General features: G+C 72.1%; 28 protein-coding genes. 15 read left to right on the top strand and 13 right to left on the bottom strand.

Annotated features, from left to right (window positions below; genetic code table 11):
- The first annotated feature begins 53 nt into the window (after positions 1-53).
- The 4 genes from ABZ911_RS21405 (at position 54) to ABZ911_RS21420 (ending at position 5834) form a co-directional block, all read left to right on the top strand.
- Positions 54-2357, top strand: coding sequence for an ATP-binding domain-containing protein (locus ABZ911_RS21405; RefSeq protein ID WP_358058232.1), 2304 nt, complete (start codon positions 54-56; stop codon positions 2355-2357).
- A gap of 500 nt (positions 2358-2857) precedes the next feature.
- Entirely contained in the window at positions 2858-4507 is a 1650-nt protein-coding gene (gene lnt / locus ABZ911_RS21410) for an apolipoprotein N-acyltransferase (RefSeq protein WP_358058235.1), read from the top strand.
- Positions 4507-5256, top strand: coding sequence for a polyprenol monophosphomannose synthase (locus tag ABZ911_RS21415; RefSeq protein ID WP_358058354.1), 750 nt, complete (start codon positions 4507-4509; stop codon positions 5254-5256). Before lnt ends, ABZ911_RS21415 begins: the two co-directional genes overlap by 1 nt.
- A gap of 83 nt (positions 5257-5339) precedes the next feature.
- Positions 5340-5834, top strand: a complete 495-nt coding sequence (locus ABZ911_RS21420) for an FxsA family protein (protein WP_358058238.1) — start codon at positions 5340-5342, stop codon at positions 5832-5834.
- A 43-nt stretch (positions 5835-5877) separates the two neighbouring features.
- Here the strand turns inward: ABZ911_RS21420 and ABZ911_RS21425 are convergent, their stop codons facing one another.
- Positions 5878-6222: an RNA polymerase-binding protein RbpA gene (locus ABZ911_RS21425; protein WP_358058241.1), complete on the bottom strand. Its 345-nt coding sequence runs from the start codon at positions 6220-6222 to the stop codon at positions 5878-5880.
- 157 nt (positions 6223-6379) lie between these two features.
- A complete protein-coding gene (locus ABZ911_RS21430) occupies positions 6380-6883 on the bottom strand; it encodes a nuclear transport factor 2 family protein (RefSeq protein ID WP_358058244.1) in 504 nt (167 codons plus the stop codon).
- A 53-nt stretch (positions 6884-6936) separates the two neighbouring features.
- On the opposite strand from ABZ911_RS21430, the gene ABZ911_RS21435 reads away from it, so the two are divergent.
- The gene (locus ABZ911_RS21435) at positions 6937-7413 is read left to right on the top strand and encodes a helix-turn-helix domain-containing protein (RefSeq protein WP_358058247.1); all 477 of its coding nucleotides are present in this window, start codon (positions 6937-6939) and stop codon (positions 7411-7413) included.
- On the opposite strand, the gene ABZ911_RS21440 is transcribed toward ABZ911_RS21435, so the two are convergent.
- The 7 genes from ABZ911_RS21440 to ABZ911_RS21470 are packed head-to-tail and all read right to left on the bottom strand — an operon-like array spanning position 7410 to position 13669.
- Complete coding sequence (locus tag ABZ911_RS21440) at positions 7410-8774, bottom strand: MFS transporter (protein WP_358058250.1); 1365 nt, start codon at positions 8772-8774, stop codon at positions 7410-7412. The genes ABZ911_RS21435 and ABZ911_RS21440 overlap by 4 nt on opposite strands.
- A 13-nt stretch (positions 8775-8787) precedes the next feature.
- Entirely contained in the window at positions 8788-9588 is an 801-nt protein-coding gene (locus ABZ911_RS21445) for a glycerophosphodiester phosphodiesterase family protein (protein ID WP_358058253.1), read from the bottom strand.
- A 59-nt stretch (positions 9589-9647) separates the two neighbouring features.
- On the bottom strand, positions 9648-10190 hold the full coding sequence (locus ABZ911_RS21450; protein ID WP_358058256.1) for a TrmH family RNA methyltransferase: 543 nt from the start codon (positions 10188-10190) through the stop codon (positions 9648-9650).
- Positions 10187-10780 carry a methyltransferase gene (locus ABZ911_RS21455; RefSeq protein WP_358058259.1) on the bottom strand — a complete coding sequence of 198 codons (594 nt, stop codon included), beginning with the start codon at positions 10778-10780 and terminating at the stop codon, positions 10187-10189. The genes ABZ911_RS21450 and ABZ911_RS21455 overlap by 4 nt, the downstream gene beginning before the upstream one ends.
- A gap of 11 nt (positions 10781-10791) precedes the next feature.
- Complete coding sequence (locus ABZ911_RS21460; RefSeq protein WP_358058262.1) at positions 10792-11739, bottom strand: VWA domain-containing protein; 948 nt, start codon at positions 11737-11739, stop codon at positions 10792-10794.
- Entirely contained in the window at positions 11736-12671 is a 936-nt protein-coding gene (locus ABZ911_RS21465; RefSeq protein ID WP_358058265.1) for a DUF58 domain-containing protein, read from the bottom strand. The genes ABZ911_RS21460 and ABZ911_RS21465 overlap by 4 nt, the downstream gene beginning before the upstream one ends.
- Positions 12668-13669 (bottom strand): MoxR family ATPase, encoded by a 1002-nt coding sequence (locus ABZ911_RS21470; RefSeq protein WP_358058268.1) that lies wholly within the window; start codon positions 13667-13669, stop codon positions 12668-12670. Before ABZ911_RS21470 ends, ABZ911_RS21465 begins: the two co-directional genes overlap by 4 nt.
- A gap of 64 nt (positions 13670-13733) precedes the next feature.
- Here ABZ911_RS21470 and ABZ911_RS21475 point away from each other — a divergent pair, with 64 nt between their 5' ends.
- On the top strand, positions 13734-14501 hold the full coding sequence (locus ABZ911_RS21475; protein WP_358058271.1) for a hypothetical protein: 768 nt from the start codon (positions 13734-13736) through the stop codon (positions 14499-14501).
- Positions 14502-14512: 11 nt separating this feature from the next.
- On the opposite strand, the gene ABZ911_RS21480 is transcribed toward ABZ911_RS21475, so the two are convergent.
- Positions 14513-15151, bottom strand: a complete 639-nt coding sequence (locus tag ABZ911_RS21480; RefSeq protein ID WP_358058357.1) for a response regulator transcription factor — start codon at positions 15149-15151, stop codon at positions 14513-14515.
- A complete protein-coding gene (locus ABZ911_RS21485; protein WP_358058274.1) occupies positions 15151-16371 on the bottom strand; it encodes a histidine kinase in 1221 nt (406 codons plus the stop codon). The genes ABZ911_RS21480 and ABZ911_RS21485 overlap by 1 nt, the downstream gene beginning before the upstream one ends.
- A 136-nt stretch (positions 16372-16507) precedes the next feature.
- Between ABZ911_RS21485 and ABZ911_RS21490 the strand changes: the two genes are divergently transcribed.
- The 9 genes from ABZ911_RS21490 to galE all read left to right on the top strand — a co-directional run bounded on the left by ABZ911_RS21490 (position 16508) and on the right by galE (position 23077).
- On the top strand, positions 16508-17092 hold the full coding sequence (locus ABZ911_RS21490; RefSeq protein ID WP_358058277.1) for an ATP-dependent Clp protease proteolytic subunit: 585 nt from the start codon (positions 16508-16510) through the stop codon (positions 17090-17092).
- On the top strand, positions 17092-17709 hold the full coding sequence (locus tag ABZ911_RS21495) for an ATP-dependent Clp protease proteolytic subunit (protein WP_358058280.1): 618 nt from the start codon (positions 17092-17094) through the stop codon (positions 17707-17709). Before ABZ911_RS21490 ends, ABZ911_RS21495 begins: the two co-directional genes overlap by 1 nt.
- Before the next feature lie 114 nt (positions 17710-17823).
- Positions 17824-18588, top strand: a complete 765-nt coding sequence (locus tag ABZ911_RS21500; protein ID WP_358058283.1) for a TSUP family transporter — start codon at positions 17824-17826, stop codon at positions 18586-18588.
- 27 nt (positions 18589-18615) lie between these two features.
- Positions 18616-19587: a WYL domain-containing protein gene (locus tag ABZ911_RS21505; protein WP_358058286.1), complete on the top strand. Its 972-nt coding sequence runs from the start codon at positions 18616-18618 to the stop codon at positions 19585-19587.
- 40 nt (positions 19588-19627) lie between these two features.
- Positions 19628-20239 (top strand): LysE family translocator, encoded by a 612-nt coding sequence (locus tag ABZ911_RS21510; protein WP_358058289.1) that lies wholly within the window; start codon positions 19628-19630, stop codon positions 20237-20239.
- Entirely contained in the window at positions 20236-20976 is a 741-nt protein-coding gene (locus tag ABZ911_RS21515) for an alpha/beta hydrolase (protein WP_358058292.1), read from the top strand. Before ABZ911_RS21510 ends, ABZ911_RS21515 begins: the two co-directional genes overlap by 4 nt.
- A gap of 3 nt (positions 20977-20979) precedes the next feature.
- On the top strand, positions 20980-21198 hold the full coding sequence (locus tag ABZ911_RS21520) for a hypothetical protein (RefSeq protein ID WP_358058295.1): 219 nt from the start codon (positions 20980-20982) through the stop codon (positions 21196-21198).
- Between the two features lie 87 nt (positions 21199-21285).
- Positions 21286-22068: an FAD-dependent thymidylate synthase gene (gene thyX / locus ABZ911_RS21525; RefSeq protein ID WP_358058298.1), complete on the top strand. Its 783-nt coding sequence runs from the start codon at positions 21286-21288 to the stop codon at positions 22066-22068.
- Positions 22069-22099: 31 nt separating this feature from the next.
- Entirely contained in the window at positions 22100-23077 is a 978-nt protein-coding gene (galE, locus tag ABZ911_RS21530; protein ID WP_358058301.1) for a UDP-glucose 4-epimerase GalE, read from the top strand.
- Between the two features lies 1 nt (position 23078).
- Here the strand turns inward: galE and ABZ911_RS21535 are convergent, their stop codons facing one another.
- Positions 23079-23387: a hypothetical protein gene (locus ABZ911_RS21535; protein WP_358058304.1), complete on the bottom strand. Its 309-nt coding sequence runs from the start codon at positions 23385-23387 to the stop codon at positions 23079-23081.
- 3 nt (positions 23388-23390) lie between these two features.
- Positions 23391-24470 carry an exo-alpha-sialidase gene (locus ABZ911_RS21540; protein ID WP_358058307.1) on the bottom strand — a complete coding sequence of 360 codons (1080 nt, stop codon included), beginning with the start codon at positions 24468-24470 and terminating at the stop codon, positions 23391-23393.
- Positions 24471-24486: the final 16 nt, after the last annotated feature.

Raw genomic sequence — 24486 nt, forward strand, 5'->3', positions numbered from 1 at the left:
ACATCTATCAGAATGGCCCGGAGCGTCCCATTAATAACAACACTAATGGACCGATGGCTACTCGTCAAACCGAGCTGGCCAGGGAGCAGGACTACGTTTCCCGGCTCTATGATCGCCTCGACCTGCTGCGTGAGCGTACCCAGAAACAACTCAAGGACGTCCTCGCCGCCGGCGCGGTCGGCACCCTGCAGAACAGGTCCGAACGCGACACCTTCGCCGGGATGTACGCCGCCAGGCTCGCCAGGCTCTGGGCCGTCGAACGCGGCCTGGTCTTCGGCCGTCTCGATCTGGCCGACACCGAGGAACGACTCTACATCGGCAAGCTCGGCATGGCCGACGACGAGCAGGAAAGGCTGCTGATCGACTGGCGCGCGCCCGTCGCCCAGCCGTTCTACCGGGCCACCCCGGCCGTCCCGCTCGGCATCAGCCGCCGTCGCCACCTGCAGACCAAGGGCCGCTCGGTGGTCGGTGTCGACGACGACCTGCTCGACCTCGACAGCCTGACCGACGCCGACCGGGCCACGCTCAACGGCGAGGCCGCGCTGCTGGCCGCGCTCGACGAGCGGCGCACCGGCCGGATGCGCGACATCGTCGCGACCATCCAGTCCGAGCAGGACCGGGTCATCCGCGCCGACCTCAACGGCGTCCTCGTCGTCCAGGGCGGCCCCGGCACCGGCAAGACCGTCGTCGCGCTGCACCGGGCCGCCTACCTGCTCTACACCCACCGGGACCGCCTGGAACGGCGCGGCGTACTGATCCTCGGCCCCAACCTCACCTTCCTGCGCTACATCGAGCAGGTGCTGCCGTCCCTCGGCGAGAACGACGTGCTGCTGTCCACCGTCGGCGAGCTCTACCCGGGCGTCACCGCCACCGCCCGCGAGCGGCCCGAGGTGGCCGCCGTCAAGGGCGACGCGCGGATGGCCGAGGTGATCGCGCGAGCCGTGCGCGACCGCCAGCGGGTGCCGCGCAAGCCCATCGACCTCGACCTGGGCCGCTACCGGCTGACCGTCGACCGGAACATGCTGGAGTCGGCCAGGAACCGGGCGGCCCGCTCCAACCGCAGCCACAACCAGGCCCGCGCGGTCTTCGTCAGGACCATTCTCAACGCGCTGGCCAGGCAGGCGGCCAAGAAGCTCGGCAAGGGCCTCATCGACGAGGACGAACTGGCCGACCTGCGCGAGGAACTGCGCACCGAGCCGGTGGTCAGGACCGCGCTGAACCGGCTGTGGCCGTACCTGACGCCCCAGCGGCTGCTGATCGGCCTGTACGGCTCGCCCGAGCGGCTCGACTACGCCGCGAGCGGTCTCAGCCCCCGGGAGCGGGCCCTGCTGCGGCGCGCCCCCGCCGAGTGGACCGAGTCGGACGTGCCGCTGCTCGACGAGGCGGCCGAACTGCTCGGCGACATCGACGAGCAGGTGCTGCGGGCCAGCGCCATGCAGGCCGAGGAGGAACTGGCCGCCGCCAGGGCCGCGGCCGAGCGGGAGCGCGAGTCCGAGATCACCTACGCGCGCGAGGTGCTGCAGCTGACCGGGCTGTCCGACGTCATGGACGCCGAGCGGCTGGCCGAGCGGCAGCGCGGCGACCAGCCGTACCTGACCACGGCCGAGAAGGCCGCGGCCGACCGTACCTGGGCCTACGGGCACGTCATCGTGGACGAGGCGCAGGAGCTGTCGCCGATGGCCTGGCGGGTGGTGATGCGCCGCTGCCCGACCAGGTCGATGACGGTGGTCGGCGACATCGCGCAGACCGGTTCCACGGCGGGCGCGCGGTCCTGGGGGCACGTGCTCGACCCCTATGTGGCGGGGCGGTGGCGGGAGGAGCGGCTGAGCGTCAACTACCGCACGCCCGTGGAGATGATGGAGCTGGCCGCCGACGTGCTGGCGGCCATCGACCCGGCGCTGGAGGCGCCGGCGTCGGTGCGGGAGAGCGGCTCCGCGCCGTGGTCGGCGCCGCTGGGCGACCTGCCCGAGCTGGTCAAGGCCGAGCTGGTGGCGGACGGCAAGCTGGTCGTCATCGCGCCCGACGAGCTGCTGGGCGAGCTGGGCGAGGCGGTGCGCGGCGCGGTGGACGGCGCGGTCGTGGTCGGGTCCGCGAGCGGGGGGACCGGTGACCGGGTCGGCGCCGCGGCGGCCCTCGACGCCCCAGCGGCGATCATGGGGGTGACCGACGCCAAGGGACTGGAGTTCGACACGGTGATCGTGGCCGAGCCCGCCCTCATCGCGGCGCAGTCGCCGCGCGGGCTGAGCGACCTGTACGTCGCGCTCACCCGGGCCACGCAGAACCTGGGCGTCGTGCACGAACGCCCGCTGCCGTCGGCCCTGCGGCGGTTGCGGCCGCGCGGAGATCACCCGACATGACCGCATTGAAGCGGCTCGCCGAGCATGTCCTAGCTGCGAAAACTTGAGGTTTCCGCTGATCGGGACACGGTTGACATCTGAGTCTGAGTCGGTAGTTTGCTGCCCAGTCCAGCACGGGACTTGGCCGGTCGGCCGTCTCTGACATCGTCGGATCCTGCGTCCGTGACGGAGCGTGACTCCGTCCATACAGCCAGGTGCAGGGCCGTCGGTCCGTCGAGTCGGGGCACCCCGACCGGTTGGGGGGTTGGACCCGGGACGGGTCCGGAGGCCCAGTAGACAACGGAATTCCGCGCTCGCCGCCGACGAGACGGGTCCGGTCCGAAGGGTTTCCGGGCCCTCTTCCCGCTCCCGTGCCACGGATCACCGCATGCGCCGGGTGATCCCACGGCATGCGTCTGCCGCGGGGTCACCCTGCCTTGCGTGCGCGGCCGTTGGGTGGACGCCCCGCGGGGCGGTAGCGTTTCCGCAGCAGAGGTGCGAAACGCGAGGAGACCCCGGCCGTGGTGCAGGAGAAGACGGGCATGCCGCCCGCACACGGGACGCCGCCAGGCGCCCCACCCCCCACGCCGGACCCCGCCCCGACGAACGGCGGGCCCGGGGCCCGCAAGGGCCTGCTGCTCGGGCGGGTCGCGGCCGCGGCCGCCGGCGGGCTGCTGCTCTTCGCCGCCTTCCCGCCGCTCGACTGGTGGCCGTGCGCCCCCCTCGGCCTCGCCCTGATCATCGTCTCCCTGTACGGCTGCCGCCCCCGCCGCGCCTTCTGGCTCGGCTACCTCGGCGCGCTCGTCTTCCTGCTCCCCGCGCTGGCCTGGGTGCGCCCGATCGGCTACGACGCGTGGGTGGGGCTGGTGGCGATCGAGAGCCTGTTCTACGCGGCGATGGCGGCCGGCGCCGCGCTGGTCTTCCGGCTGCCGCTCTGGCCGCTCTGGTTCGGTGCGCTCTGGGTGGCCATGGAGTGGGCGCGCGGCCTGGTCCCGATCGGCGGCTTCCCGTGGGCCAGGGTCGCCTTCAGCCAGGGCGAGTCCCTGTACACCTCCTACGCCGCGCTGGGCGGCGTCCCGCTGGTCTCCTTCGCCGTGGCCCTGTCGGCGGGCCTGCTGGTCCTGGCGGCCCTGCGGGCGGCGCGCGGCGGGGGCCCGGCCGGGGCGCGCGGCGCGGGGCTGTGGCGGGCGGCGGCGCTGCCGCTGGCCGGGGCGCTGGCCGTCCCCCTGGTGACGTTCGCGATCCCGCGGCCGGGGGACGAGGGCCGGACGGTCAACATCGGCATCGTGCAGGGCAACGTGCCGGGCGAGGGGATGTACGCCTTCGGGGACGAGCCCGCCATCGTGCTGAAGAACCACGCCGACCAGACCCACAAGCTGGCCGCGGCGGTGCGGGCGGGCCGGCTGCCCAGACCCGACCTGGTGGTGCTGCCGGAGAACTCCACCGACATCGACCCCTACCGCGACGCCGGCGCCCGCGCGATCATCGACGCGTCCGTCAAGGACGTGGGCGTGCCGACGCTGGTGGGCGCGGTCGTCGCGATCGGCGACAGCCACCGCGCCACCCGCAGCCTGGTCTGGGACCCGGCGACCGGCCCCGGCGCCTACTACGACAAGCAGCAACTCGTCCCCTTCGGCGAGTACACGCCGTTCCAGGACGTCGTGCTCGCCCTGTTCGAGCGGGCCAGGCTGGTCGGCCGGCAGTCCGTGGCCGGCACCCGCGACGGCGACCTGAGGATGGGGCCGGTGACGGTCGGCGCGGTCAACTGCTACGAGGTGGCCTTCGACGGGATCGTGCGCGAGACCGTGCGGGCCGGCGGCACCCCGCTGGTGGTGCAGACCAACAACGCCAGCTACGCCCTGTCGAACCTGCCGCCGCAGCAGCTCGCGATGTCCAAACTGCGCGCGGTCGAGCACAACCGCGCGGTGGTCACCGCCGCGACGACGGGAATCTCCGCATATGTCACACCTGACGGTAAGGTCTCCTGGCAGACTCGCGAGCGCGTCGCGGACATGACCGTGGTCACGGTGCCGGTCCGCACCCAGGCCACGGTCGCCACGAAGGTCGGCGCCGCGCCCGAGTGGGCATTGATACTGGTGGGTGCGGGAGCCGTGGCGGCGGCCGGATGGCGCGGCAGGCGCCGGGATGAGCAGGTGAGGAACGACTCATGATGGAGCAGACGCTCGGCAAGGTGCTCGTCGTCGTCCCCACCTACAACGAACGCGACAACCTGCCCATGATCACCGAGCGGATCCGCAAGGCGCTGCCCGCCGCGCACCTGCTCGTCGCCGACGACAACAGCCCCGACGGCACCGGCAAGGTCGCCGACGAGCTGGCCGCCGCCGACGAGCGCCTCCACGTGCTGCACCGGCCGGGCAAGCGGGGTCTCGGCGCCGCCTACATCGACGGCTTCCGCTGGGGTCTGGCCGAGGGCTTCGACGTGTTCGTGGAGATCGACGCCGACGGCTCGCACCAGCCCGAGGAGCTGCCCAAGCTGCTGAAGGCGCTGGCCCGCGGCGCCGACCTGGTCATCGGCTCGCGCTGGGTGCCGGGCGGGCGGGTGGTCAACTGGCCGGCCTCGCGCCAGTTCCTGTCCCGGGGGGCCAACCTCTTCACCCGGTTCATGCTGGGGCTGCCGGTCCGCGACGCGACCGCGGGCTTCCGGGTGTACCGCGCGGCCACGCTGGAGAAGGTGGGGCTGGCCGACGTGGAGTCGCAGGGCTACTGCTTCCAGGTGGACCTCACACTGCGCACCGCCCGGCACGGGCTGCGGGTGGTCGAGGTGCCCATCACGTTCGTGGAGCGGACGGCCGGCATCAGCAAGATGAGCGGCAAGGTGATGGCCGAGTCGCTGTGGCGGATCACCCTGTGGGGCCTCATGGGCCTCCCCAGGCGCCTGCGGCGCAAGGCCGGCTGGTAGGGACGCGGCGGAACGCCGGAGCGCCGTCGTGCGTTGTACAGAGCTGTAGACGGTGCGGAGCTCGATGCGCGAATGAGGACACGATGCGGCTTCTGCTGTTCCTAGCCTTCCTGGTCGTCCCAGTCCTGGAGATCTGGCTGCTGATCCAGGTCGGCAGCGTGATCGGCGGCTGGACGACGGTAGCGTTGCTGCTGGCCGACAGCCTGCTCGGCGCGTGGATCGTCCGGCGCGAGGGCCGCAAGGCGTGGGCCGCGCTGCGCGACGGCGTCGCGGCCGGGCGCATCCCGGACCGGGAGCTGGCCGACGGCGCGCTGATCGTGGCCGGTGGCACGCTGCTGCTGGCCCCCGGCTTCCTGACCGATATCGTCGGCTTCGCGCTGGTGCTGCCGTTCACCCGGCCGTTCATGCGGTCCCTGGCCACCTGGTTCTTCGCCCGCCGGGTCAAGACGCTGGCGGCGAGCTCGCCGTACGCGAACCTGGGGATGCCCTTCCCCGCCGGGCGGCCGGAGGGGCAGGAGGGGCCGCAGTCCGGCAAGGTCGTGCACGGCGAGGTCATCAGCGAGGACCGCGACGCATGACGAACGCCCCCCGGCCGGTGGCCGGGGGGCGTTCGGAGTCGGATCAGGCGCTCTTGCGACGCTGGGCCCGCAGGATCGCGAGCCTCTCGTTGAGCACCTCTTCCAAGTCCTCGATGGATCTCCGCTCCAGCAGCATGTCCCAGTGAGTCCTCGGGGGCTTCGCCTTCTTCGCCTCCGGCAGCTCGCCGTCCACGCGGACCGCGGTCACACCGCACATGCGGCACTCCCACGTAGCGGGGATCTCGGCCTCAGCGGCAAGTGGCACCTCGAAGCGATGACCCTTCGAACAGGTGTAGGACACCTCCTGGCGCGGAGCCAGATCCGTGTTACGGTCGTTCTCGTAGCTGGTTGCCCCGAGTCGGGTACCGCGAAGCGCGCGCTCGCCCATGTCTTAATGCCTCCTACAGGGCCCCCATCGTGGGGGTCTGTCTCCCACGGTGTCTAACGCTTGATACCGTGATGGGATTCCCCCCCAAGAGGTGATCCAATCGCGCTTTTGGGACCTCTCCTGTCCCGTGTCGTGAGAATCTCCGTCCGGGACTCCGCTATCGCCTGGTCACCAGGGGTACCAGGGTGCGGTCGCCGAAGCGGGTGACGAAGGCCAGCGGCCGTACCGCCGCGCCCAGGAACGCGGCCAGGCCGCGCTTGCCCTGGGCGCGGGCCAGGCCGGGGCCGAGCGCGGCCATCATGGCGGTGAGCGCCGGAAGCGGGCGCACCCACATGGTCACCTCGGTGACCAGACCGTGCTCGCCCAGGCGCAGCAGCGCGGCCTCCTCCATCTCCTGGTCGTCCAGCCGCGCGGTGGCCGTGACCATCCTGGTCCGCTCGTCGCCGAGGTCGCTGTGGTAGCGCAGGTCCCGCACGAGCGGCAGGACCACCCCGAAAAGCTCCCGTACCCGCTCGTGGCCGCCGAAGGCGGTCCTGGCGCTCAGCGGGGAGCGGAAGACGATGTCGGGCGCGAGGGTGGACATCAGCGCGTCGAGGTCCTCGCGCTCGCCCGCCTCGCGGTAGCGCAGCGTGGTCTCCGCCGCCTGGGCGATCGTCGCCATCACAGCCTCCTTGGTAAGTCCTGATTTTGAACTTACTTCGTATAATGGCAGACATGAACAGGTTCGGCGAGATGCACTGCTCCATAGCCCACGCGGTCGGCGTGATCGGCGAACCGTGGACGCCCCTGATCCTGCGCGACGTCTACCTCGGCCTGCGCAGGTTCGACGACCTCACGGCCGACCTCGGTATCTCCCGCAACCTGCTCGCCCAGCGGCTGGAGCGGCTGGTGTCGGCCGGCGTCCTGGAGCGGCGGCCCTACCAGGAGCGGCCTGAGCGCTTCGAGTACCACCTCACCGAGTCCGGGCGCGACATCGTGCCCGCGCTGATGACGCTGATGGCCTGGGGCGACCGCTGGGCCACCCCGCCCGGCGGGCCGCCCGCGCTGCTGGTGCACTCCTGCGGCGAGCGGTTCACCCCCGTCGTCACCTGCCCGCACTGCGGCGGCGAGGTGACGGCCGCGACCGTGAGCGTCCTGCCCGGCCCCGGCGCCGCGCAGGGGCCCGGCACGATGGTCCTGGCGGCGCCCTAGATCTTCTCCGGCACCTCGTTGCCCGCCGCCCTGATCGCCTTCGGCAGGTTGATCATCGCCAGCAGGACGAACCCGAGGACGAAGAAGGCGACGAGCGAGACGATGCCCAGCCGGTAGCTGTCGGTCCACTGCAGCGCCAGCGCGAGGGTGAAGGAGCCGAGGAAGGTCGAGCCCTTGTCGCTGATCTCGTAGAGGCTGTAGTACTCCGCTTCCTTGCCCTTTGGGATCACGTGCGAGAACAGCGAGCGCGACAGCGCCTGCGTGCCGCCCATGACGATGGCGATCGCGAAGCCGAGCGCGAAGAACGGCAGCGCCGAGCCGTGCGGCAGGAAGTAGGCGACCGCCACCACGGCCGTCCAGCCGACCAGCGCGGCCATGACCACCCGCTTGGCCCCGTACGCCGAGGCCAGCCTGCCGAGCAGCAGCGCGCCGCCGAAGGCGACGAACTGCACCATCAGGATCGCCCCGATGCGCACCGTCTGGTCCAGCCCGAGCTCCTTGTCGGCGTAGGTCGCCGAGAACGAGATCACCGTCTGCACCCCGTCGTTGTAGATCAGGTAGGCGACCAGGAAGGCCAGCGTGAGCGGGTAGCGGCGCAGCTCCTTGATGGTCTGCCAGAGCTGGCGGAAGCTGCCGCCGACCGCCCGCCCCACCGTCTCGGCGCGCCTGCCGGGGGCGCGCCGGTTGCGCAGCCGCAGCAGCGGGATGATCGTGAACCCGCCCCACCACAGGCCCGCCGACGACAGCGCGATCCGCGCGGCGGTCCCGCCGTCCAGGCCCAGCGTCTCCGCGTTCAGGAACAGCCCCAGGTGTACGGCCAGCAGCAGCCCGCCGCCCAGATAGCCGAACCCCCACCCTCTGGCCGACACCCGGTCCCGCTCGTCGGCCGTGGCGATCTCCGGCAGAAACGAGTTGTAGATGACGAACGCCGCCGCGAACCCCAGGTTCGCCAGCAGGAACAGCAGGCCGCCGAGCTGGTAGCGGCCGTCGGCGACGAACCAGAAGCAGACCGTCGCGAGCGCGCCGAGTATGGCGAAGAAGCCCATGAGCTCCTTCTTGCGCCCGGTGTGGTCGGCGAGCGCCCCGGCGATCGGCATCAGCACGATCTGCAGGATCGCCGCCACGCCCACCACGAAGGAGTAGTAGGCGCTCGGGCGCACGTCGAAGCCGAGGACGTCCACGTAGGGGGCACCCGCCGCGGCGACCTCGGCGATGTCGGTCAGGTACGGGCCGAGGAAGACGGTCAGCACCGTGGTGGGGAAGGCGGAGTTGGCCCAGTCGTACCAGTACCAGCCGCGTTGCTCGCGCCGCCGGGCGGCGGGGGAGTCGTCGAAGACGGCGGGGGGAGCGGGAACCGTCATGCGCTGAAGTCTCCTATGCCGCGAGCTGTCCGGGATGCCACAGGCCGCGCCGGTCGAGGACGTCGCGCAGGCCGGAGATGTTGTCGGTCATGATGCCGTCGACGCCCAGGTCGAGCAGGCGTTCCATGCGGGCGGTGTCGTTGATGGTCCACACGTGCACCTGCATGCCGAGGGCGTGGGCCGTACGGACCAGCGAGCGGGTCGTCACCCGCAGGCCGCGCACGCCGATCGGCACCTGCGCGCACGGCACGCCCGCGCGGGCCAGCCGGGCCAGCAGGCGGCCGTAGCCGGAGGTGGCGGCGGCCGCGCGCAGGGTGGCCACGCCGCGCGGGCCGAGCGCCGAGCAGACCTCGCGGCCCAGCGCGGCGCGGGCGCGCAGCAGCCGCTCGTCGGAGAAGGAGGTCAGGCAGATCCGGTCGTAGGCGGCGGTCCGCCTGATCGCCGCGGCCAGCGGCGCGATCGCGCCGGCCTCCTTGACGTCGATGTTGAACCGCACCTCGGGCCAGGAGCCGAGCAGGTCCTCCAGCAGCGGGATGTCGTCGGTGCCGCCGATGCGGGCCCGCCTGACGTAGCTGTAGGGCAGTTGGGCGACCCGCCCGCGCCGGTCGGTGACCCGGTCGAGGGTGTGGTCGTGGAAGGCCAGCAGCACGCCGTCGGAGGTGGCGTGCGCGTCGGTCTCCAGGTACGTGTAGCCCAGGCGGACCGCCCGCTCGAAGGTGGCGGCCGTGTTCTCGTGCCCCTCGGCGGCCCCGCCGCGGTGGGCGAAGGCCAGCGGGCCCGGATGGTCGAGAAAGGCGAAACGGCGGCTGAGCACGTGCGTGAGTATGCCTTCTGCGAACCCGCCACGTCATGGCGGAAAAGTGAACGTTTGGGTCACGACTCGGGCAGGTTCGCCCATTCCTGGCGGCGGGCCTCGGCCAGCGCGATCGCCGCGGCCACCCCGACGTTGAACGAGCCGACCCGCCCGACCTGAGGGATGTAGCAGGCGCCGTCGGCGGCGTCGAGCAGGGCGGGGGAGCAGCCGTGGTCCTCGCTGCCGACCACCAGGCACACGTCCCGGGCCAGGTCGGCCTGGTGCAGCGGGCGGGCGTCGCCGGTGAGCTCGACCGCCAGGATCGTGTAGCCGTCGGCCCTGGCCTGCTCGACCGCCTCCAGCACCGGGACGGCGTCCTTCCACGGCACCAGCCGGTCGGTGCCCAGCGCGGTCTTCTGCGCTTTCGGGTTGGTCGGCGGGGTCGCGTTGCCGGCCAGCCAGATCTGCTCGACGCCGAACGCGGCGGCGGAGCGGAAGATCGAGCCGATGTTGAACGGCCCGGTCACCGACTCCACGATCATCGCCAGCCGGTTCTCGGTGCTGCGGCGCCAGGTGCGGTTGAGCCGCTTGACGTCGGTCGGGCGCAGCTGCCTTCTTGTCACGTTCGTTCCACTTTCAGGATGCGGTAGGCGGCTCGGGAGGCTTCGCGGGTGGCCTGCCAGCCCTGCTCGGCCAGCCATCGTTGCAGAGAGTCCGAGCCGAGGTGTTTCTGCACGACCAGGTAGGCCACGCCGTCGGGGGTCAGCCGGGACAGCCAGCGGGTGAGCATCTCGTGCAGGGCGGGCTTGCCGATGCGGATGGCCGGATTGGACCAGATCGCCGAGAAGCGCACCTCGGGCGGCACCTCGTCGACATGCATCGACCTCACTCTGTCAAGGCCGGCGGCCTTGGCGTTGCGCCCGGTCAGCTCGATCGACCTGCGGTTGACGTCCACGGCCCACACCGTCGCCCCCGGCGCCCGCGACGCCATGGTCAGCGCGATCGGGCCGTAACCGCAGCCCAGGTCGAGCAGGTCGCCCTCGGCGGGCGGCGGCGGGACGGACTCGAGCAGGACGCGGGTGCCGAGGTCGACGCGCTCGGGGGAGAAGACACCCCGGTCGGTCTCCAGGCGCAGGTGCAGGTCGGGCAGGACCAGGTCGACCGTCGCCGGCCTGCTCGCCGCCCGGGGCTGCTCCTCGAAGTAGTGGGCCACGTGGGAAAACGTTACGGGATTCTGGACCCCAGCAGGATCGCGGCCCCGGCGACCAGCAGGCCGGCCACGATCGCGGCCACGATGAACCACTGGCTGATCTCCTGGCTGACCGTCTTGAAGCCCAGCGAGGTGCCGATCTGCTCGTACACCTCGCGGAGCTGGGTGCCCGACTCGGCGGTGTAGGCCCGGCCTGTGGTGCCGTCGGACAGCGACTGCAGGGTGGCCTTGTTGACCGGGACGTTGACCGGGCGCTCGTCGATGATGACGGTGCCCTCCTGCGTGCCGTACGCGATGGTGGAGACCGGTACGCGGGCCGCCTTGGCCGCGTCGACGGCCTCGTTCACCGAGCGGCCCGAGGTGTTGTCGCCGTCGGACAGCAGCACGATCGCGGCCGGCGGCGGGTCGGTCACCGCGCGCTGGTCGAAGGAGTGGACGGCGTCCAGCGAGCTGAAGACCGCCTCGCCGATCGCGGTGCCGGGCCTGGTGCCGAGGCCGCCGAGCGCGGTCATCACGGCCTGGTGGTCGGTGGTGGGGGAGATGACCACGTTGGCCGAGCGGGCGAAGGCGACCAGGCCCACGTTGAAGCGCTCGGGCAGGTCGCGGACGAACGTCTGGGCGGCAGCCTTGGCGGCGGTGATGCGGTCCGGCTGGACGTCGTCGGCGTCCATCGACAGCGACACGTCCAGCGCGATCATGATCGTCGCCCGGTCGCGTGGCACCCGTACCTGGTCGGCGGGCCTGGCCGCGCCGACCACCAGCAGGCTCATCATGATCAGGAAGAGCAGCGGCGCCACGTGCCTGCGCCAGCCCGGCCCCGACGGGGCGACGAGCGACAGCAGCGCCAGGTTGGTGAAGCGCACCGCGTAGCGCCGGCGGGCGAACTGCGCCGCCACGTACGCCGCGACGACCAGCGCCACCAGCGCGAACAGCCACAGCCATCCGGGCGAGAGGAACGTCATGGCCCTGCTTTCCTGTGTGCCAGATGCGCCATGCGCCGCTGGCGGAGAGCGAACTGCGCGAGGTCGTGCACCCAGTCCCGGTCGGTGCGCAGCACCAGGTGGGCGACCCCGGCCCTGCGCAGCGCGGCCCGGGTGCCCTCCCGTTGCAGGGCGGCCGCCTCGGCGTAGGCGGCGCGCACTTTGGGGGAAAGGTGTACTTCGCGTACTTGCCCACTCTCCGGATCCGTGAACGCGACGGTGCCGACATCGGGCAGGTCGAGCTCGCGCGGATCGATCACCTCGACCGCGAGCACCTGGTGCCTGGCGACCAGCCTGCGCATCGCCCGCTCCCATGGCCGCTCCACCGACAGGTCCAGGGTGGGCTCGGCGTCGAGGAAGTCGGAGACGACCACGCGCAGCCCGCGCCGCCTGCGGGTGGCGTTCAGCACCTCGATGCCCTCGGCCAGGCTGGGCGGATCCGGCACCACCCGGCCGCGCGGCGCGGCCATCAGCGAGTGCAGCAGCCCGTAGAGCGCCGGGCGGCCGGTACGCGCCGGCATCCGGTGGATCGCGTCGTCGTGCAGCACCAGCGTGCCGAACCGGTCGCCCATCCGGCTGGTCAGGAAACCGATCGCGCCGACCGCCGCCACCACCAGGTCGCGCTTGTCGCCCTCGGCGGTGCCGAAGTCCATGCTGGCCGACAGGTCGGCCAGCGCCCACGTCTCCAGCTCCCGGTCGAAGATCAGATCCCGCACGTGCGGGACCGTCGTGCGCGCGGTCACCGCCCAGTCCATCCGCCGCACGTCGTCCTCGCCGGGCACGTAGACCCGGCTGTCGCCCGACTCGCTGCCGGGGCCGGGCAGCAGGCCCCGGTGCGCGCCGTGCAGCAGCCCGTCCAGCCGCCTGGTCACGGTCAGCTCCAGCCGGCGCAGCGCCTGCTCGGCGGTGTTCACCTGCTCTGGTTCCAGACGACCAGCGGCGGCGGTACGGCATGCAGGATCTGCCGCACCACCTGGTCGGGATCGACGCCGTCGGCCAGCGCGTCGAAGGTCAGCATGAGCCGGTGGCCCATCACGTCCACCGCGACGTCGCGCACGTCGTCGGGCAGCAGGTAGTCGCGCCCGCGCAGCAGCGCCAGCGCCCGGCCCGCCGCCACCAGGCCGAGGGTGGCGCGCGGGCTGACGCCGATCTCGATGGTGTCGGCCAGCTCGGCCAGGCCGTACTCGGCGGGGGTGCGGGTGGACATCACCAGCCGCACCACGTAGTCGGCCACGAGCTGGTGCACCGAGACCTGCTCGGCGGCCTCCTGCAGGGCCAGCAGCCGGTCGGGGTCCAGGACCCGCTCGGCCAGCGGCGGCGCGACGCTCATCCGGTGCAGGATCTCCAGCTCCTCGTGCGCGCTCGGATGCGGCACCCGCACGCGGAACAGGAAACGGTCGCGCTGCACCTCCGGCAGCGGGTACACGCCCTCGGACTCGATCGGGTTCTGGGTGGCCAGCACGATGAACGGCCTGGGCAGCGGATGCGTCACCCCGGCCAGCGTCACCTGCCGCTCGGCCATGACCTCCAGCAGCGCCGACTGCACTTTGGCCGGCGCGCGGTTGATCTCGTCGGCGAGCAGGAAGTTGACGAACACCGGCCCCAGCTCCACGTCGAACTTCTCACTCGACGGGTGGAAGACCCGCGTGCCGACGATGTCGCTGGGCACCAGGTCGGGAGTGAACTGGATGCGCGCGAACGTGCCGCCCACCACGGTGGCCAGCGTCGAGGCGGCCAGCGTCTTGGCCACGCCCGGCACCCCCTCGAGCAGGCAGTGCCCGCGCGCCAGCAAGGCGACGACCAGGCGTTCGACCATGTGCTCCTGACCGACGATGACCCGCCGGACCTCGTCGAGGCTCTGACGCAGCACGGCCGCGTCCGTTCCGCTGGGCAGCTCTTCGGTGACGCTCATAGCTGCATTCCACCAAACGCGGCGCAAAGGTGCACGCGAGGGCGCGCCGGGTAGGAGTGGTTTGATGACACACACGGCCAGCCCTCTGCAGTACGGCGACCCGCCCCGGCTCGGGCCCTTCGCCGTCCAGGCCCGCCTGCACGCCGCTCCCGCCGGCCTGGTCTACCTCGGCCAGGGCCCCGACGGGCAGGCCGTGTCCCTCGCCCTGCTGACCCGGGGCGCCGCCTTCGACGCCGCGGCTCGCGACCGCTTCGTCACCGCCATCCGGGAGGCCGCCGGCGAGCGCTCGGGGGTGCGCGGGTGGGTGGCCAGGGCCAGGGGACGGGCCCTGCCGGCCGACGGCGCGCCGACCGTGCTGGCGATGGACGGGGGGCCCGCGCCGTGGGTGGCCGTGCCGTACGCGCCCGGGCAGCCGGGTGCCGAGCGGTTCCTCGACCCCGTCCTGGTGAGCGGCACGCTGATCGGGGACGCGCACGGGCCGGACTTCGTCCCTTACTGGCTGACCGACCGGGCGCCCGCGCTGCCCGCCCCGCCGAAGCCCCGGCCGCCGCGGACCGAGACCAGGGCCAGGGTGCTGACCGCCGCGGCGGTGCTCGGCGTCCTGGTGCTGCTCGGCGGGGTGATCTCCCTGCTGCTCCTGCTCGGCGAGGGCGACCCGCCGCCGATGCCCAGGCCGCTGCCGCCGACCGTGTTCGTGCCCAGCGCCCCGCCCGTGCCCGCCACGCCCGAGCCCCAGGATCCCACCTCGCCCAGCCCGTCGCCGGACAGGAGCGGCGAGCGCACGCCCGGGCCGACGCCCGGCGAGGGCGACGGCGAGAAGGACGCCCTCTGAACAAGCGCCGATCAGCCCGGGGAGACGAAGCCGGACTCGTAGGCCGCGATGACCGCCTGCGTGCGGTCCCTGGCGCTCAGCTTGGCCAGCACGTTGCCCACGTGCGTCTTCACCGTCTCCGGGCTGACCACCAGCTCGGCGGCGATCTCCCCGTTGGACAGGCCCCTGGTCATCAGCCGCAGCACGTCGCCCTCCCGGCCGGTCAGCCGGTCGATGCCCGGCACCCGGGCGGCGGGGCGGCGGCGGGCGGCGAGCGTGCGGATGGCCGCGGGGAACAGCAGCGAGTCGCCGGCCGCGATCAGCCGTACCGCCTTGACCAGGTCGTCCGGCCGGGTGCGTTTGAGGAGGAAGCCGCTCGCGCCGGCCAGCAGGGCGTCGTAGACGTGGTCGTCGTTCTCGAAGGTGGTCACCACCAGCACCTTCGGCGGCTGCGGCAGCTCCAGCAGGCGCCGGGTGGCCTGGATGCCGTCGAGGGCGGGCATCCGCACGTCCATCAGCACCACGTCGGGCAGCTCCCGGCGCACCACCGGCACGACCTCGGCGCCGTCGGCGGCCTCGCCGACCACGCTCAGGTCCGGCTCGGCGTCGATGATGATCCGCAGGCCGGCCCGGATCAGGTCCTCGTCGTCGGCGATCACAACCTTCAGCATCACGTCCCCGACCGTAGCGGCAGCCGTACCGAGAGCCGCCACTCGCCCTCGGCGGCGCCGGCCTCCAGGGAGCCGCGCAGCAGCCGCACCCGCTCCCGCATCCCGGCCACGCCGCGCCCGCCCGGCCGCGGCTCGTGCGCGGTGGTCCTGTTGCAGACGTCGATCTCCAGCAGGCCGTCCCGTACGGCCGCCGCCAGCCGCACGGGACCCTCGCCGTGTTTGATCGCGTTGGTGAGCGCCTCCTGGACGATGCGGTAGGCCTCGCGCGACACCACGGCGGGCACCGCCGACAGATCACCCACCTCGCGCCGCACCTGCGCGCCCGAGGTGCGCACCAGCGCGTCGAGGTCGGCGAGCGTCGCCTGCGGCGCGCGCCCATCGGCGCCGCCGCCCGCCCGCTCGTCCGCGCGCAGCACGCCGAGGACCTGGTCGAGGTCCTCCAGGGCGGCGCGGGCCGACTCCTCGATGGCCGCCAGCGCGGCCCTGGCCGTCCCGGGGTCACGGTCCAGGACGCGGCCCGCGGCGGCGGCCTGGAGGGTGACCACGCTCAGCGCGTGACCGACGGAGTCGTGCAGCTCGCGGGCCAGCCGGTTGCGTTCGGCCAGCACACGCGCCTGCTCCTCGGCGACGGCCAGCCGGTCGCCCGCCGAGGGCCCGAGCAGGGCGGGGGCGAGCCGCGCCAGCAGCGCGCCGGCCCCGGCGACCAGGGCGGTCAGCAGGACGAGGAAGGCCAGACCGGCCACGGGCCAGGCCGCCGCCCCCCAGCCGGGCTCGATCCCGAGACCCGACAAGCCGGCCACATCCCCGGCGAACGGCAGCGTGAACGTCCACAGCGTGAACGGGATCACCGCCAGCGTGACGCCGCTGATCAGGCCGCCGACGCCCAGGTGGAGGGCGAACCAGAGCGCGGTGCGGCGGCGCTCGTGCCAGGTGCGCCGCCCGCCGCCGGGCAGCGGGTCGATCCGCGCGCCGAGCAGCCCCTGCGCCGCGCTCACCTCGAACGCCCTGATCGGCAGGAACAGCCCCGTCAGCGCCACCGCGGGCAGCACGGCGACGAACACCCCGACCTGCACGGGCAGCATCAGGTTGACCTCCCGCCCGCCGAGAGCACCCCACACCAGGACCCCGACCATCATGTACGGCATCAGCAGCGCGCCGCCCAGGACCAGCCCCGCCCAGCGCCTCATGACCACCATGCCGTCCGGAAAGCTCCTTCTCACATCCCCGATCATACGTCGACATTAATTCGCTCTCGGAGTAATGCGCTTTTAGAGAAATGCGCGCACAGCGAAAGGATGAGAATTAGGAGAAGGCCGGGACTAATGTCGGGGAAATAGTCCTGCAGAAAGGAATCTCATGGCGGAGACCCCGCGCGCGCAGTGGCCCGACCCCATCGGCCAGCGCCTGTTGAAGGAGCGGATCGTCGTTCTCGGCCAGGAGGTCGACGACGAGATTTGCAATCGGATATGCGCCGAGCTGCTCCTGCTGGCGGCCGACGATCCGCACCGCGACATTACTCTCTACATCAATTCGCCGGGCGGCTCGGTCTTCGCCGGCATGGCGCTGTACGACATGATGCAGTTCGTGCCGTGCGACGTGGCGACGGTCGCGATGGGCTTCGCCGCCTCCATGGGGCAGATGCTGCTGTGCGCCGGCACCCCGGGCAAGCGCTTCGCCCTGCCCAACGCGCGGATCGTCATGCACCAGCCGCTCGGCGGCATCGGCGGCACCGCCAGCGACATCCAGATCCAGGCGGAGAACCTGCTCTACACCAAGCGCCGCCTGGCCGAGCTGATCGCCCAGCACACCGGGCAGCCGCTGGAGCGCGTCCAGGCCGACTCCGACCGGGACAGGTGGTTCACCGCCGAGGAGGCCAAGGACTACGGATTCATCGACCACGTGGTGCGCAGCGCGTCCAACGTCGTGAGCGGGGTGAACTGATGAGCGGCCGGTATGTCCTGCCCTCGTTCACCGAGCGCACCTCCTACGGCGTCAAGGAGATGACGCCGTACAACAAGTTGTTCGAGGACCGGATCATCTTCATCGGCACGCCGATCGACGACACCTCGGCCAACGACGTGATGGCCCAGTTGCTCACGCTGGAGTCGATCGACCCCGACCAGGACATCAACATGTACATCAACTCGCCGGGCGGGTCGTTCACCGCGATGACCGCGATCTACGACACGATGCAGTTCATCCGGCCGGAGGTCCAGACGGTGTGCGTCGGTGAGGCGGCCTCGGCGGCGGCGGTGCTGCTGGCGGCGGGCGCCCCGGGCAAGCGCGGGGCGCTGCCGCACTCGCGGATCCTGCTGCACCAGCCGGCCACCGAGGGCGGGCGCGGCCAGTCCAGCGACATGGAGATCCACGCGCGGGAGATCCTGCGGATGCGCGACCAGCAGGAGGAGATCCTGGCCAGGCACACCGGCCAGGAGGTGCTCCGGTTGCGCAAGGACATCGAGCGCGACCGGTTCCTGACCGCCGAGCAGGCCAGGACCTACGGCCTGATCGACCACGTCTTCGCCAGCAGGAAGCGGGCCCCCGCCCACATCGGCTGACCCAGCCGCCGCAGTCGGCCGGTCCTGGAGCCAGATGGGCGGCGCCAGGACCGGCTCCTTTACGGTGCCCTGTACCCTTTCTGCGGTTTCTTGGCGCAGTCGGGGGAGTGGCACGTGTCGGTGGAACAGGTCGTCGTGCTGCTCGTGGCCGCAGCCGGTGCCGGATGGATCGACGCGGTCGTCGGCGGGGGCGGCCTGCTGCAGCTCCCCGCCCTCCTGATGGCGGGCGTCACCCCGGTCCAGGCGCTGGCCACCAACAAGCTCGCGGCCGTCTTCGGCACGGCCTCCGCCGCCGTCACCTACGGCCGCGGCACCAAGTTCGACCGCGAGGTCGCGCTGCCCGCCGGGGCGCTCGCCGTCCTGTGCGCCGGGCTGGGCGCCTCGGCCGCGGCGGCGATCTCGGCCGACGTGCTGCGGCCCGCCGTCATGGTGGTGCTGCTGGGTGTGGCGGCCTTCGTCGCGCTGCGCCCCTCCTTCGGCGCCCTGCCGCACCCGCACCTGCGCACCAGGGCCAGGACCATCACCGCGATCGCGGTCTCGGGCGTGGTGATCGCCTTCTACGACGGGATCATGGGGCCGGGCACCGGCACGTTCCTGATCATCGCGTTCACCACCGTGCTCGGCCTGGACTTCGTGCACGCCTCGGCCACCGCGAAGATCATCAACACCGGCACGAACCTCGGCGCCCTGGTCGTCTTCGCCTGGCAGGGCCACATCCTGTGGGCTCTGGGCCTCGGCATGGCGGTCTGCAACATCGCGGGGGCCCAGGCCGGCGCCCGGACGGCCCTGCGCCGGGGCTCGGGCTTCGTCAGGATCGTCCTGCTCTGCGTGGTGGTCGCGATGGTCGCCCGCCTGGGCTGGCAGCAGTTCGCGAGCTGAGCCGACCAGCGGTCCTACCATGGCGGTATGCGTGCCAGCCGTCTCCTGTCGCTCCTGCTGCTGCTCCAGTCCAGGGGCAGGATGACGGCCACCGAGCTGGCCGAGGAGCTGGAGGTGTCGGTCAGGACCGTCTACCGCGACGTGGAGGCGCTGTCCTCCGCGGGCGTGCCCGTCTACGCCGACCGCGGCCCGGCGGGCGGCTACCAGCTCCTCGACGGTTACCGGACCAGGCTCAACGGGCTGACCGCCGCCGAGGCCTCCTCCCTGTTCCTGGCCGCCCTGCCGGGACCGGCCGCCGAGCTGGGCCTGGCCGACGTGGCCGCCAACGCCGAGCTGAAGGTCATGGCCGCGCTGCCGCCCGAGCCGCGCTCGTACGCCTCCCGCATGCGCGAGCGCTTCCACCTCGACGTGCCGAGCTGGTACCGCGAGGCCGACGACGTGCCGTACCTGCCGGAGGTGTCGGAGGCGGTGTGGGAGCAGCGGCCGCTGCGGATGCACTACCGCAGATGGGGCAACCAGGACGTCGAACGGGTCGTGCATCCCTACGGCCTGGTGCTGAAGGGCGGCTCGTGGTATCTGGTCGCCGCGCCCGAGGGCGCCGACCCGCGCACCTACCGCGTCTCCCGCATCCTGGCCGTGGAGACGCTGCCGGGCACGTTCCAGCGGCCCGCCGCCTTCGACCTCAGCGCGTTCTGGCAGGTCTACGCCAAGGACTTCCTGGAGCGGATGTACACGGCCGAGGCCGTCATCAAGATCGCCCCAGACTGCGACGGCCTGCTCGCCTACACCATGGGCGGCGACGTGGTCGCCGCCGCGCTCGCCAGGGCCGGGGAGCCCGGCGCGGACGGCCGGCGCACGCTGACCGTCCCCATCGAGTCCGTCACCCACGCCCGCTGGCTGCTGCTGCGGATGGGCTCGCGCGTCGAGGTCCTGGCCCCGCCCGAGCTGCGCGACCTGATGGCGGAGACCGTCGCCGAGCTGAGCGAGATGTACAGATAAACAGGTTGCCGAGGTAAGGCGGCACGGCCAGGCTGACCGCATGTACCTGATAGCTTTCATCGGCGCGTGCGTGCTGGTGGCGATGGCTCCGGGAGTCAGCACCGCCGTCATCCTGCGTCAAACCCTTCGCTCCGGCCGGAGCTCCGGCCTGGCCGCCACGCTCGGCAACGAGAGCGGCATCCTGGTGTGGGGGCTGGCCGCCGCCTTCGGCCTGTCCGCACTGCTGGTCGCCTCCCAGCTCGCCTACGACGCCATGCGCGTGATCGGCGCGGTGATCCTGGTGGTGATGGGCGCGCAGGCGCTCTGGCAGGCGCGCAAGGGCAGCCCCGAGATCGAGGTACGCGCGGTCGACGGCTGGCGCAGGTCCTACCTCGCCGGGCTCGGCACCTGCCTGGCCAACCCCAAGGCCGCCGTGTTCGCCATGTCCTTCCTGCCGCAGTTCGTCCCCCAGGGCCAGAACGTGCCGCTGACACTGGTCGCGCTCGCGGTGACCTGGGTGCTGGTCGACACCGTCTGGTACGGCCTGGTCATCTGGGCCGTCGACCGGGCCAAGGCCCTGCTCGGGCGCCCCGCCGTACGGCGCAGGCTCGAACAGGTCTCAGGTGTCGTGCTCATCGGGCTCGGCGTTCGCCTGGTGGTGGAGAGCAGATGACGATCTCCTACCGGACGACCGGCACGGGCGACCCGCTCGTCCTGCTCCACTCGGGCGTCGCCGACTCGCGCATGTGGGAGCCGGTGACCGGCGAGCTCGCGAAGCGCTTCCAGGTGGTCGCGCCCGACTACCGGGGGTTCGGGCGCACGCCGTTCCAGGCCGATGAGCCCTACAGCGACGCCGGCGACGTCGCCGACCTGCTGGCCGCGCTCGGCCTGCGGCAGGCGCGCCTGGTCGCCTCCTCCTACGGCTGCGAGATCGCGCTCCGCCTGGCCTGCGCCCACCCCGGCCTGGTCACCCGCCTGGTGCTGCTCAACCCGGGCTCCGACCTGCCGCCCACGCCCGACCTGAAGGCGTTCGGCGCGGAGGAGGACCGGCTGATCGAGGCGGGGCTGGTCGACGAGGCCGCCGACCTGAACGTCCGTACCTGGCTCGGCCCCGAGGCGGACGAGCGGGCCGCGCGCGAGCTGCGGGAGATGCAGCGCCACGCCTTCACCGTGCAACTGGCCGCCGACCCCGAGCCCGAGCGGTTCAAACCCGAGGTGCGCCTCGACCAGGTCCACTCGCCCGCCCTCGTCGTCTCCGGCGCCCACGACCTGCCCTACTTCCAGCAGAGCGCCCGCCACCTGGCCGCCGAACTGCCCGAGGCGGCGCTGGTGGAGCTGGACTGGGCCGGCCACCTGCCGAGCGTGGAACGCCCGGACCTGACCCTGGCGCTGCTGCTCGACTACCTTTGAGCCATGACGAACGACCTGGACATCCTCGTGCGGCAGGCGGCGGACGAGGATCCGCTGCGAGCCCTGGAGGCCACGGCCGCGCTGCGCAGGGAACTCGAACGCATGGAGGCGGTCCAGGTACGGCGAGCCCGGGTGGCCGGCCTGCCCTGGGCCCAGATCGCCCACGCGATCGGCGTCAGCAAACAGGCCGTCCACAAGAAGTACGGCGGCCGCCGCATCTAACCCGGAAAGGGGCCCGCCGAGTCGCGCGCGGTCCGCTGACCTGGTTTGCTTGGGCCGTCGATTCTCCTAGCCGACTCGGGGGCTGCCATGCGTAAAGTCGAACCAGAGGTCTTCCTCGTCGCGCGTCCGGAGCTGGACTACGACGAGTTGGGCCGCTATCTCGACGAGGTCGGCGCCAGTAAGTGGCTGGAGCGGCTGGACCGCGGCGACCTCGACGCGCAGAACCTCGCCGAGTTCGCGGGCCGGCTGTGCTACCGCTCTTTCGAGCCCGGCCTGAACCCGAACGTCGTCCGGATCCGCGAGAACCAGGGCGACTACCTCCGCAACATCCTGGCCAGCGCGCACGGCTCCGTCCTGGAGCACCTCAACTTCAGCTTCGTGCTGCACAACGTCAGCCGGGTGCTGACGCACGAGCTGGTCCGGCACCGGCCGGGGGTCGCCATCTCCCAGGAGTCGCTGCGCTTCGTCCGGCTGACCGAGCTGCCCTTCTGGTTCCCGGAGTGGGCGCAGCAGGATCCGGAGCTGATGAAGCGGGCCACCGCCATGCTGGAGCAGATGGAGGAGTTCCAGGGCTGGATGGCCGAGCACTTCGGGCTCGACGAGGAGGGCAAGGTCTTCGCCGAGAAGAAGCACCGCACCTCGTTCATGCGCCGCTTCGCCCCCGAGGGCCTGGCCACCGGCCTGGTCTGGACGGCGAACGTGCGCACGCTCCGGCACACGATCGAGGCCCGCACGGCAGTCGGCGCCGAGGAGGAGATCCGCCTGCTCTTCCAGACCATCGGCGAGCTGATGCGCCGCGAGGCGCCCGCCCTGTTCGGCGACTACGTGGTCGAGGACGGCGCGTGGATCCCGGGCTGGCGGAAGGTCTGAGCTCGTCTTCGGCACGAACGAAAGGTTCCACATGAAGGTTCTGATCGCCGGCGGGGCCGGCTACATCGGGAGCACGGTCGGGTCAGCGTGTCTCGATGCCGGGATCACTCCGGTGGTGCTCGACAACCTGGTCACCGGGCGGCGCGAGTTCGCCGACGGGCGGGCGTTCTACGAGGGCGACATCGCCGACGGCGCGCTCGTCGACCGGATCTTCGCCGAGCATCCGGACATCGCGGCCGTGGTGCACTGCGCGGCATTGATCGTGGTGCCGGACTCGGTGGCCGACCCGGTCGGCTACTACCGAGCCAACGTGGCCAAGAGCCTGGAGTTCGTGGCGCACCTGCTGCGCAACGGCTGCCAGCGGATGATCTTCAGCTCGTCGGCGTCGATCTACCGCGCCGGCGACGACCTGACCGTGGACGAGGACTCCGGGCTGGAGCCGCAGAGCCCCTACGCCCGGACCAAGGCGATGTGCGAGGAGATGTTCGCCGACATCGCCGCCACCCAGCCGATCAGGATCCTGTCGCTGCGCTACTTCAACCCGATCGGCGCCGACCCCAAGATGCGCACCGGGCTGCAGTTGCGCAGACCCAGCCACGCGCTCGGCAAGATGATCCAGGCGGCCGAGGAGGACAGGCCGTTCCAGCTCACCGGAGCCGGCTGGGCCACCCGCGACGGCTCGGGCATCCGCGACTACATCCACGTGTGGGACCTGGCGACCGCGCACGTGGCGGCGCTGAGGCGCTTCGACGACGTGCCGTACCGGGTGATCAACCTGGGCACCGGGACGGGCACCACGGTGCGTGAGCTGGCCGACGCCTTCAACCAGGTGGCCGAGCGGCCGATCACGGTGGTCGAGACCGGCCCGCGGCCCGGCGACGTGATCGGCGCCTACACCCGCAGCGACCGCGCCAGGAGCGCGCTCGGCTGGACCCCCGAGTACACGGTCGCCGACGGCATCCGGCACTCCCTCGAGTGGGCGGCCCGCCGCGAGAGCGTCCTCGGCTGACTCAGGCCAGCGCGGGCAGCACGTAGACCTCGGCACCCGGCGGCAGCGCGCAGTCGAGGCCGCCGATGCCCTGGGCGTTCTCGCCGCACACGAACATGTTGATGTGGCGGCGGATGCGCCCGTAGTCGTCACGCAGCCGCTCCTCCAGCGTCGGATGCGTACGGCGCAGCGTGTCCAGGGCCGAGCCCAGGGTGGGCGGGCTGTCGCGGTCGGCGCCGATCGCGAAGACCTTGACCTCGGTCTCCCCGCTCACCCAGTGGCGCAGCGTGCTCGGCAGGACGAACACGACCATCGTGACGGGCTTGGCCATCGGCTAGAGCACCGCCGCGCGCACAGTCAGCACGTCGGGCAGGTGGGCGGCCACCAGGGCCCAGGTGTCGCCGTCGTCGCGTGAGCCGTAGACCTCGCCGTCGCGGGTGCCGAAGAAGACGCCCGCCGGCGAGGCGGTCATCGCGTCGCGCAGCACCGAGGCGTGCACCGGACCCTCCGGCAGCCCCTGGGTGTGCGCCTGCCAGGTGCCGCCCGCGTCGTCGCTGCGGAAGACCTGGTAGCGGTGGTCCACCGGGGTGCGGTCCATGTCCGCGTGCAGCGGCAGGACGTAGAGGGTGTCGGGCCGGGAGGGGTGCACCACGACGGGGAAGCCGAAGTCGGACGGCAGCGACGAGCCGATGTCGTGCCAGGAGCCGCCGAAGTCGTCGCTGCGGTAGACGCCGAAGTGGTGCTGCAGGAACAGCCGCTCCGGCCTGGCCGGATGCATGCCGACCTTGTGCACGCACTGGCCGAACTCCGGATACTGCTGCCCCTCGGGCAGGAACGGCGCCCGGATGCCCTGGTTGGCCGCCTCCCACGAGACGCCGCCGTCGGAGGTGCGGTAGAAGCCGCCGGTGGAGATCGCCACCCCCATCACCTTCGGGTCGGTGGGGTGGTTGAGGATCGTGTGCAGGCAGAGCCCGCCGCCGCCCGGATTCCACTGGGCCCGGTGCGGGTGCTCCCACAGGCCGCGCACCAGGGAGAAGGTGACGCCGCCGTCCTCGGAGCGGAACAGGGCGCCCGGCTCGGCGCCCGCCCACACCACGCCCGGCTCGCTGGGCGAGGGCGTGAGCTGCCAGACGCGCTCCAGCGTCGCCCCCGTGTCCTCGGGGAAGGCGACCGGCGGCGTCTCGGCCTCCTGCCAGGTCCGGCCGAGGTCGTCGGAATACATCACCGAGGGTCCGAAGTGGCCGTACTCGATGCCGGCCAGCAGGCGCGGGGCCGGGCCGCGGGTGTCGATCGCGACCGAGGGGACCCCGACCGTGGAGAACTGGATGGGCTCGATGTCGAACGGGCCGTCGCCGTTGGAGCGGGCGAGGAAGAGTCCCTTGCGGGTGCCGATCGCGAGCAAGGTGTCGCTCATAGCGTGCTCCCATCTT

This window comes from Nonomuraea sp. NPDC046570 (genome assembly GCF_040645915.1).
Lineage (GTDB): Bacteria > Actinomycetota > Actinomycetes > Streptosporangiales > Streptosporangiaceae > Nonomuraea.

Bases quoted from the DNA above. Each gene is read 5' to 3' on its own strand.
- ABZ911_RS21505 (WP_358058286.1), top strand. From the start codon at position 18,616: ATGCGTGCCAGCCGTCTCCTGTCGCTCCTGCTGCTGCTCCAGTCCAGG.
- ABZ911_RS21415 (WP_358058354.1), top strand. From the start codon at position 4,507: ATGGAGCAGACGCTCGGCAAGGTGCTCGTCGTCGTCCCCACCTACAAC.
- ABZ911_RS21405 (WP_358058232.1), top strand. From the start codon at position 54: ATGGCTACTCGTCAAACCGAGCTGGCCAGGGAGCAGGACTACGTTTCC.
- ABZ911_RS21540 (WP_358058307.1), bottom strand. From the start codon at position 24,470: ATGAGCGACACCTTGCTCGCGATCGGCACCCGCAAGGGACTCTTCCTC.
- ABZ911_RS21425 (WP_358058241.1), bottom strand. From the start codon at position 6,222: ATGGGCGAGCGCGCGCTTCGCGGTACCCGACTCGGGGCAACCAGCTAC.
- ABZ911_RS21470 (WP_358058268.1), bottom strand. From the start codon at position 13,669: ATGAGCGTCACCGAAGAGCTGCCCAGCGGAACGGACGCGGCCGTGCTG.
- ABZ911_RS21440 (WP_358058250.1), bottom strand. From the start codon at position 8,774: ATGACGGTTCCCGCTCCCCCCGCCGTCTTCGACGACTCCCCCGCCGCC.
- thyX (WP_358058298.1), top strand. From the start codon at position 21,286: ATGCGTAAAGTCGAACCAGAGGTCTTCCTCGTCGCGCGTCCGGAGCTG.
- ABZ911_RS21430 (WP_358058244.1), bottom strand. From the start codon at position 6,883: ATGGCGACGATCGCCCAGGCGGCGGAGACCACGCTGCGCTACCGCGAG.
- ABZ911_RS21495 (WP_358058280.1), top strand. From the start codon at position 17,092: ATGAGCGGCCGGTATGTCCTGCCCTCGTTCACCGAGCGCACCTCCTAC.
- ABZ911_RS21535 (WP_358058304.1), bottom strand. From the start codon at position 23,387: ATGGCCAAGCCCGTCACGATGGTCGTGTTCGTCCTGCCGAGCACGCTG.
- ABZ911_RS21520 (WP_358058295.1), top strand. From the start codon at position 20,980: ATGACGAACGACCTGGACATCCTCGTGCGGCAGGCGGCGGACGAGGAT.
- ABZ911_RS21510 (WP_358058289.1), top strand. From the start codon at position 19,628: ATGTACCTGATAGCTTTCATCGGCGCGTGCGTGCTGGTGGCGATGGCT.
- ABZ911_RS21480 (WP_358058357.1), bottom strand. From the start codon at position 15,151: ATGCTGAAGGTTGTGATCGCCGACGACGAGGACCTGATCCGGGCCGGC.
- ABZ911_RS21435 (WP_358058247.1), top strand. From the start codon at position 6,937: ATGAACAGGTTCGGCGAGATGCACTGCTCCATAGCCCACGCGGTCGGC.
- ABZ911_RS21420 (WP_358058238.1), top strand. From the start codon at position 5,340: ATGCGGCTTCTGCTGTTCCTAGCCTTCCTGGTCGTCCCAGTCCTGGAG.
- ABZ911_RS21515 (WP_358058292.1), top strand. From the start codon at position 20,236: ATGACGATCTCCTACCGGACGACCGGCACGGGCGACCCGCTCGTCCTG.
- ABZ911_RS21490 (WP_358058277.1), top strand. From the start codon at position 16,508: ATGGCGGAGACCCCGCGCGCGCAGTGGCCCGACCCCATCGGCCAGCGC.
- galE (WP_358058301.1), top strand. From the start codon at position 22,100: ATGAAGGTTCTGATCGCCGGCGGGGCCGGCTACATCGGGAGCACGGTC.
- ABZ911_RS21460 (WP_358058262.1), bottom strand. From the start codon at position 11,739: ATGACGTTCCTCTCGCCCGGATGGCTGTGGCTGTTCGCGCTGGTGGCG.
- ABZ911_RS21475 (WP_358058271.1), top strand. From the start codon at position 13,734: ATGACACACACGGCCAGCCCTCTGCAGTACGGCGACCCGCCCCGGCTC.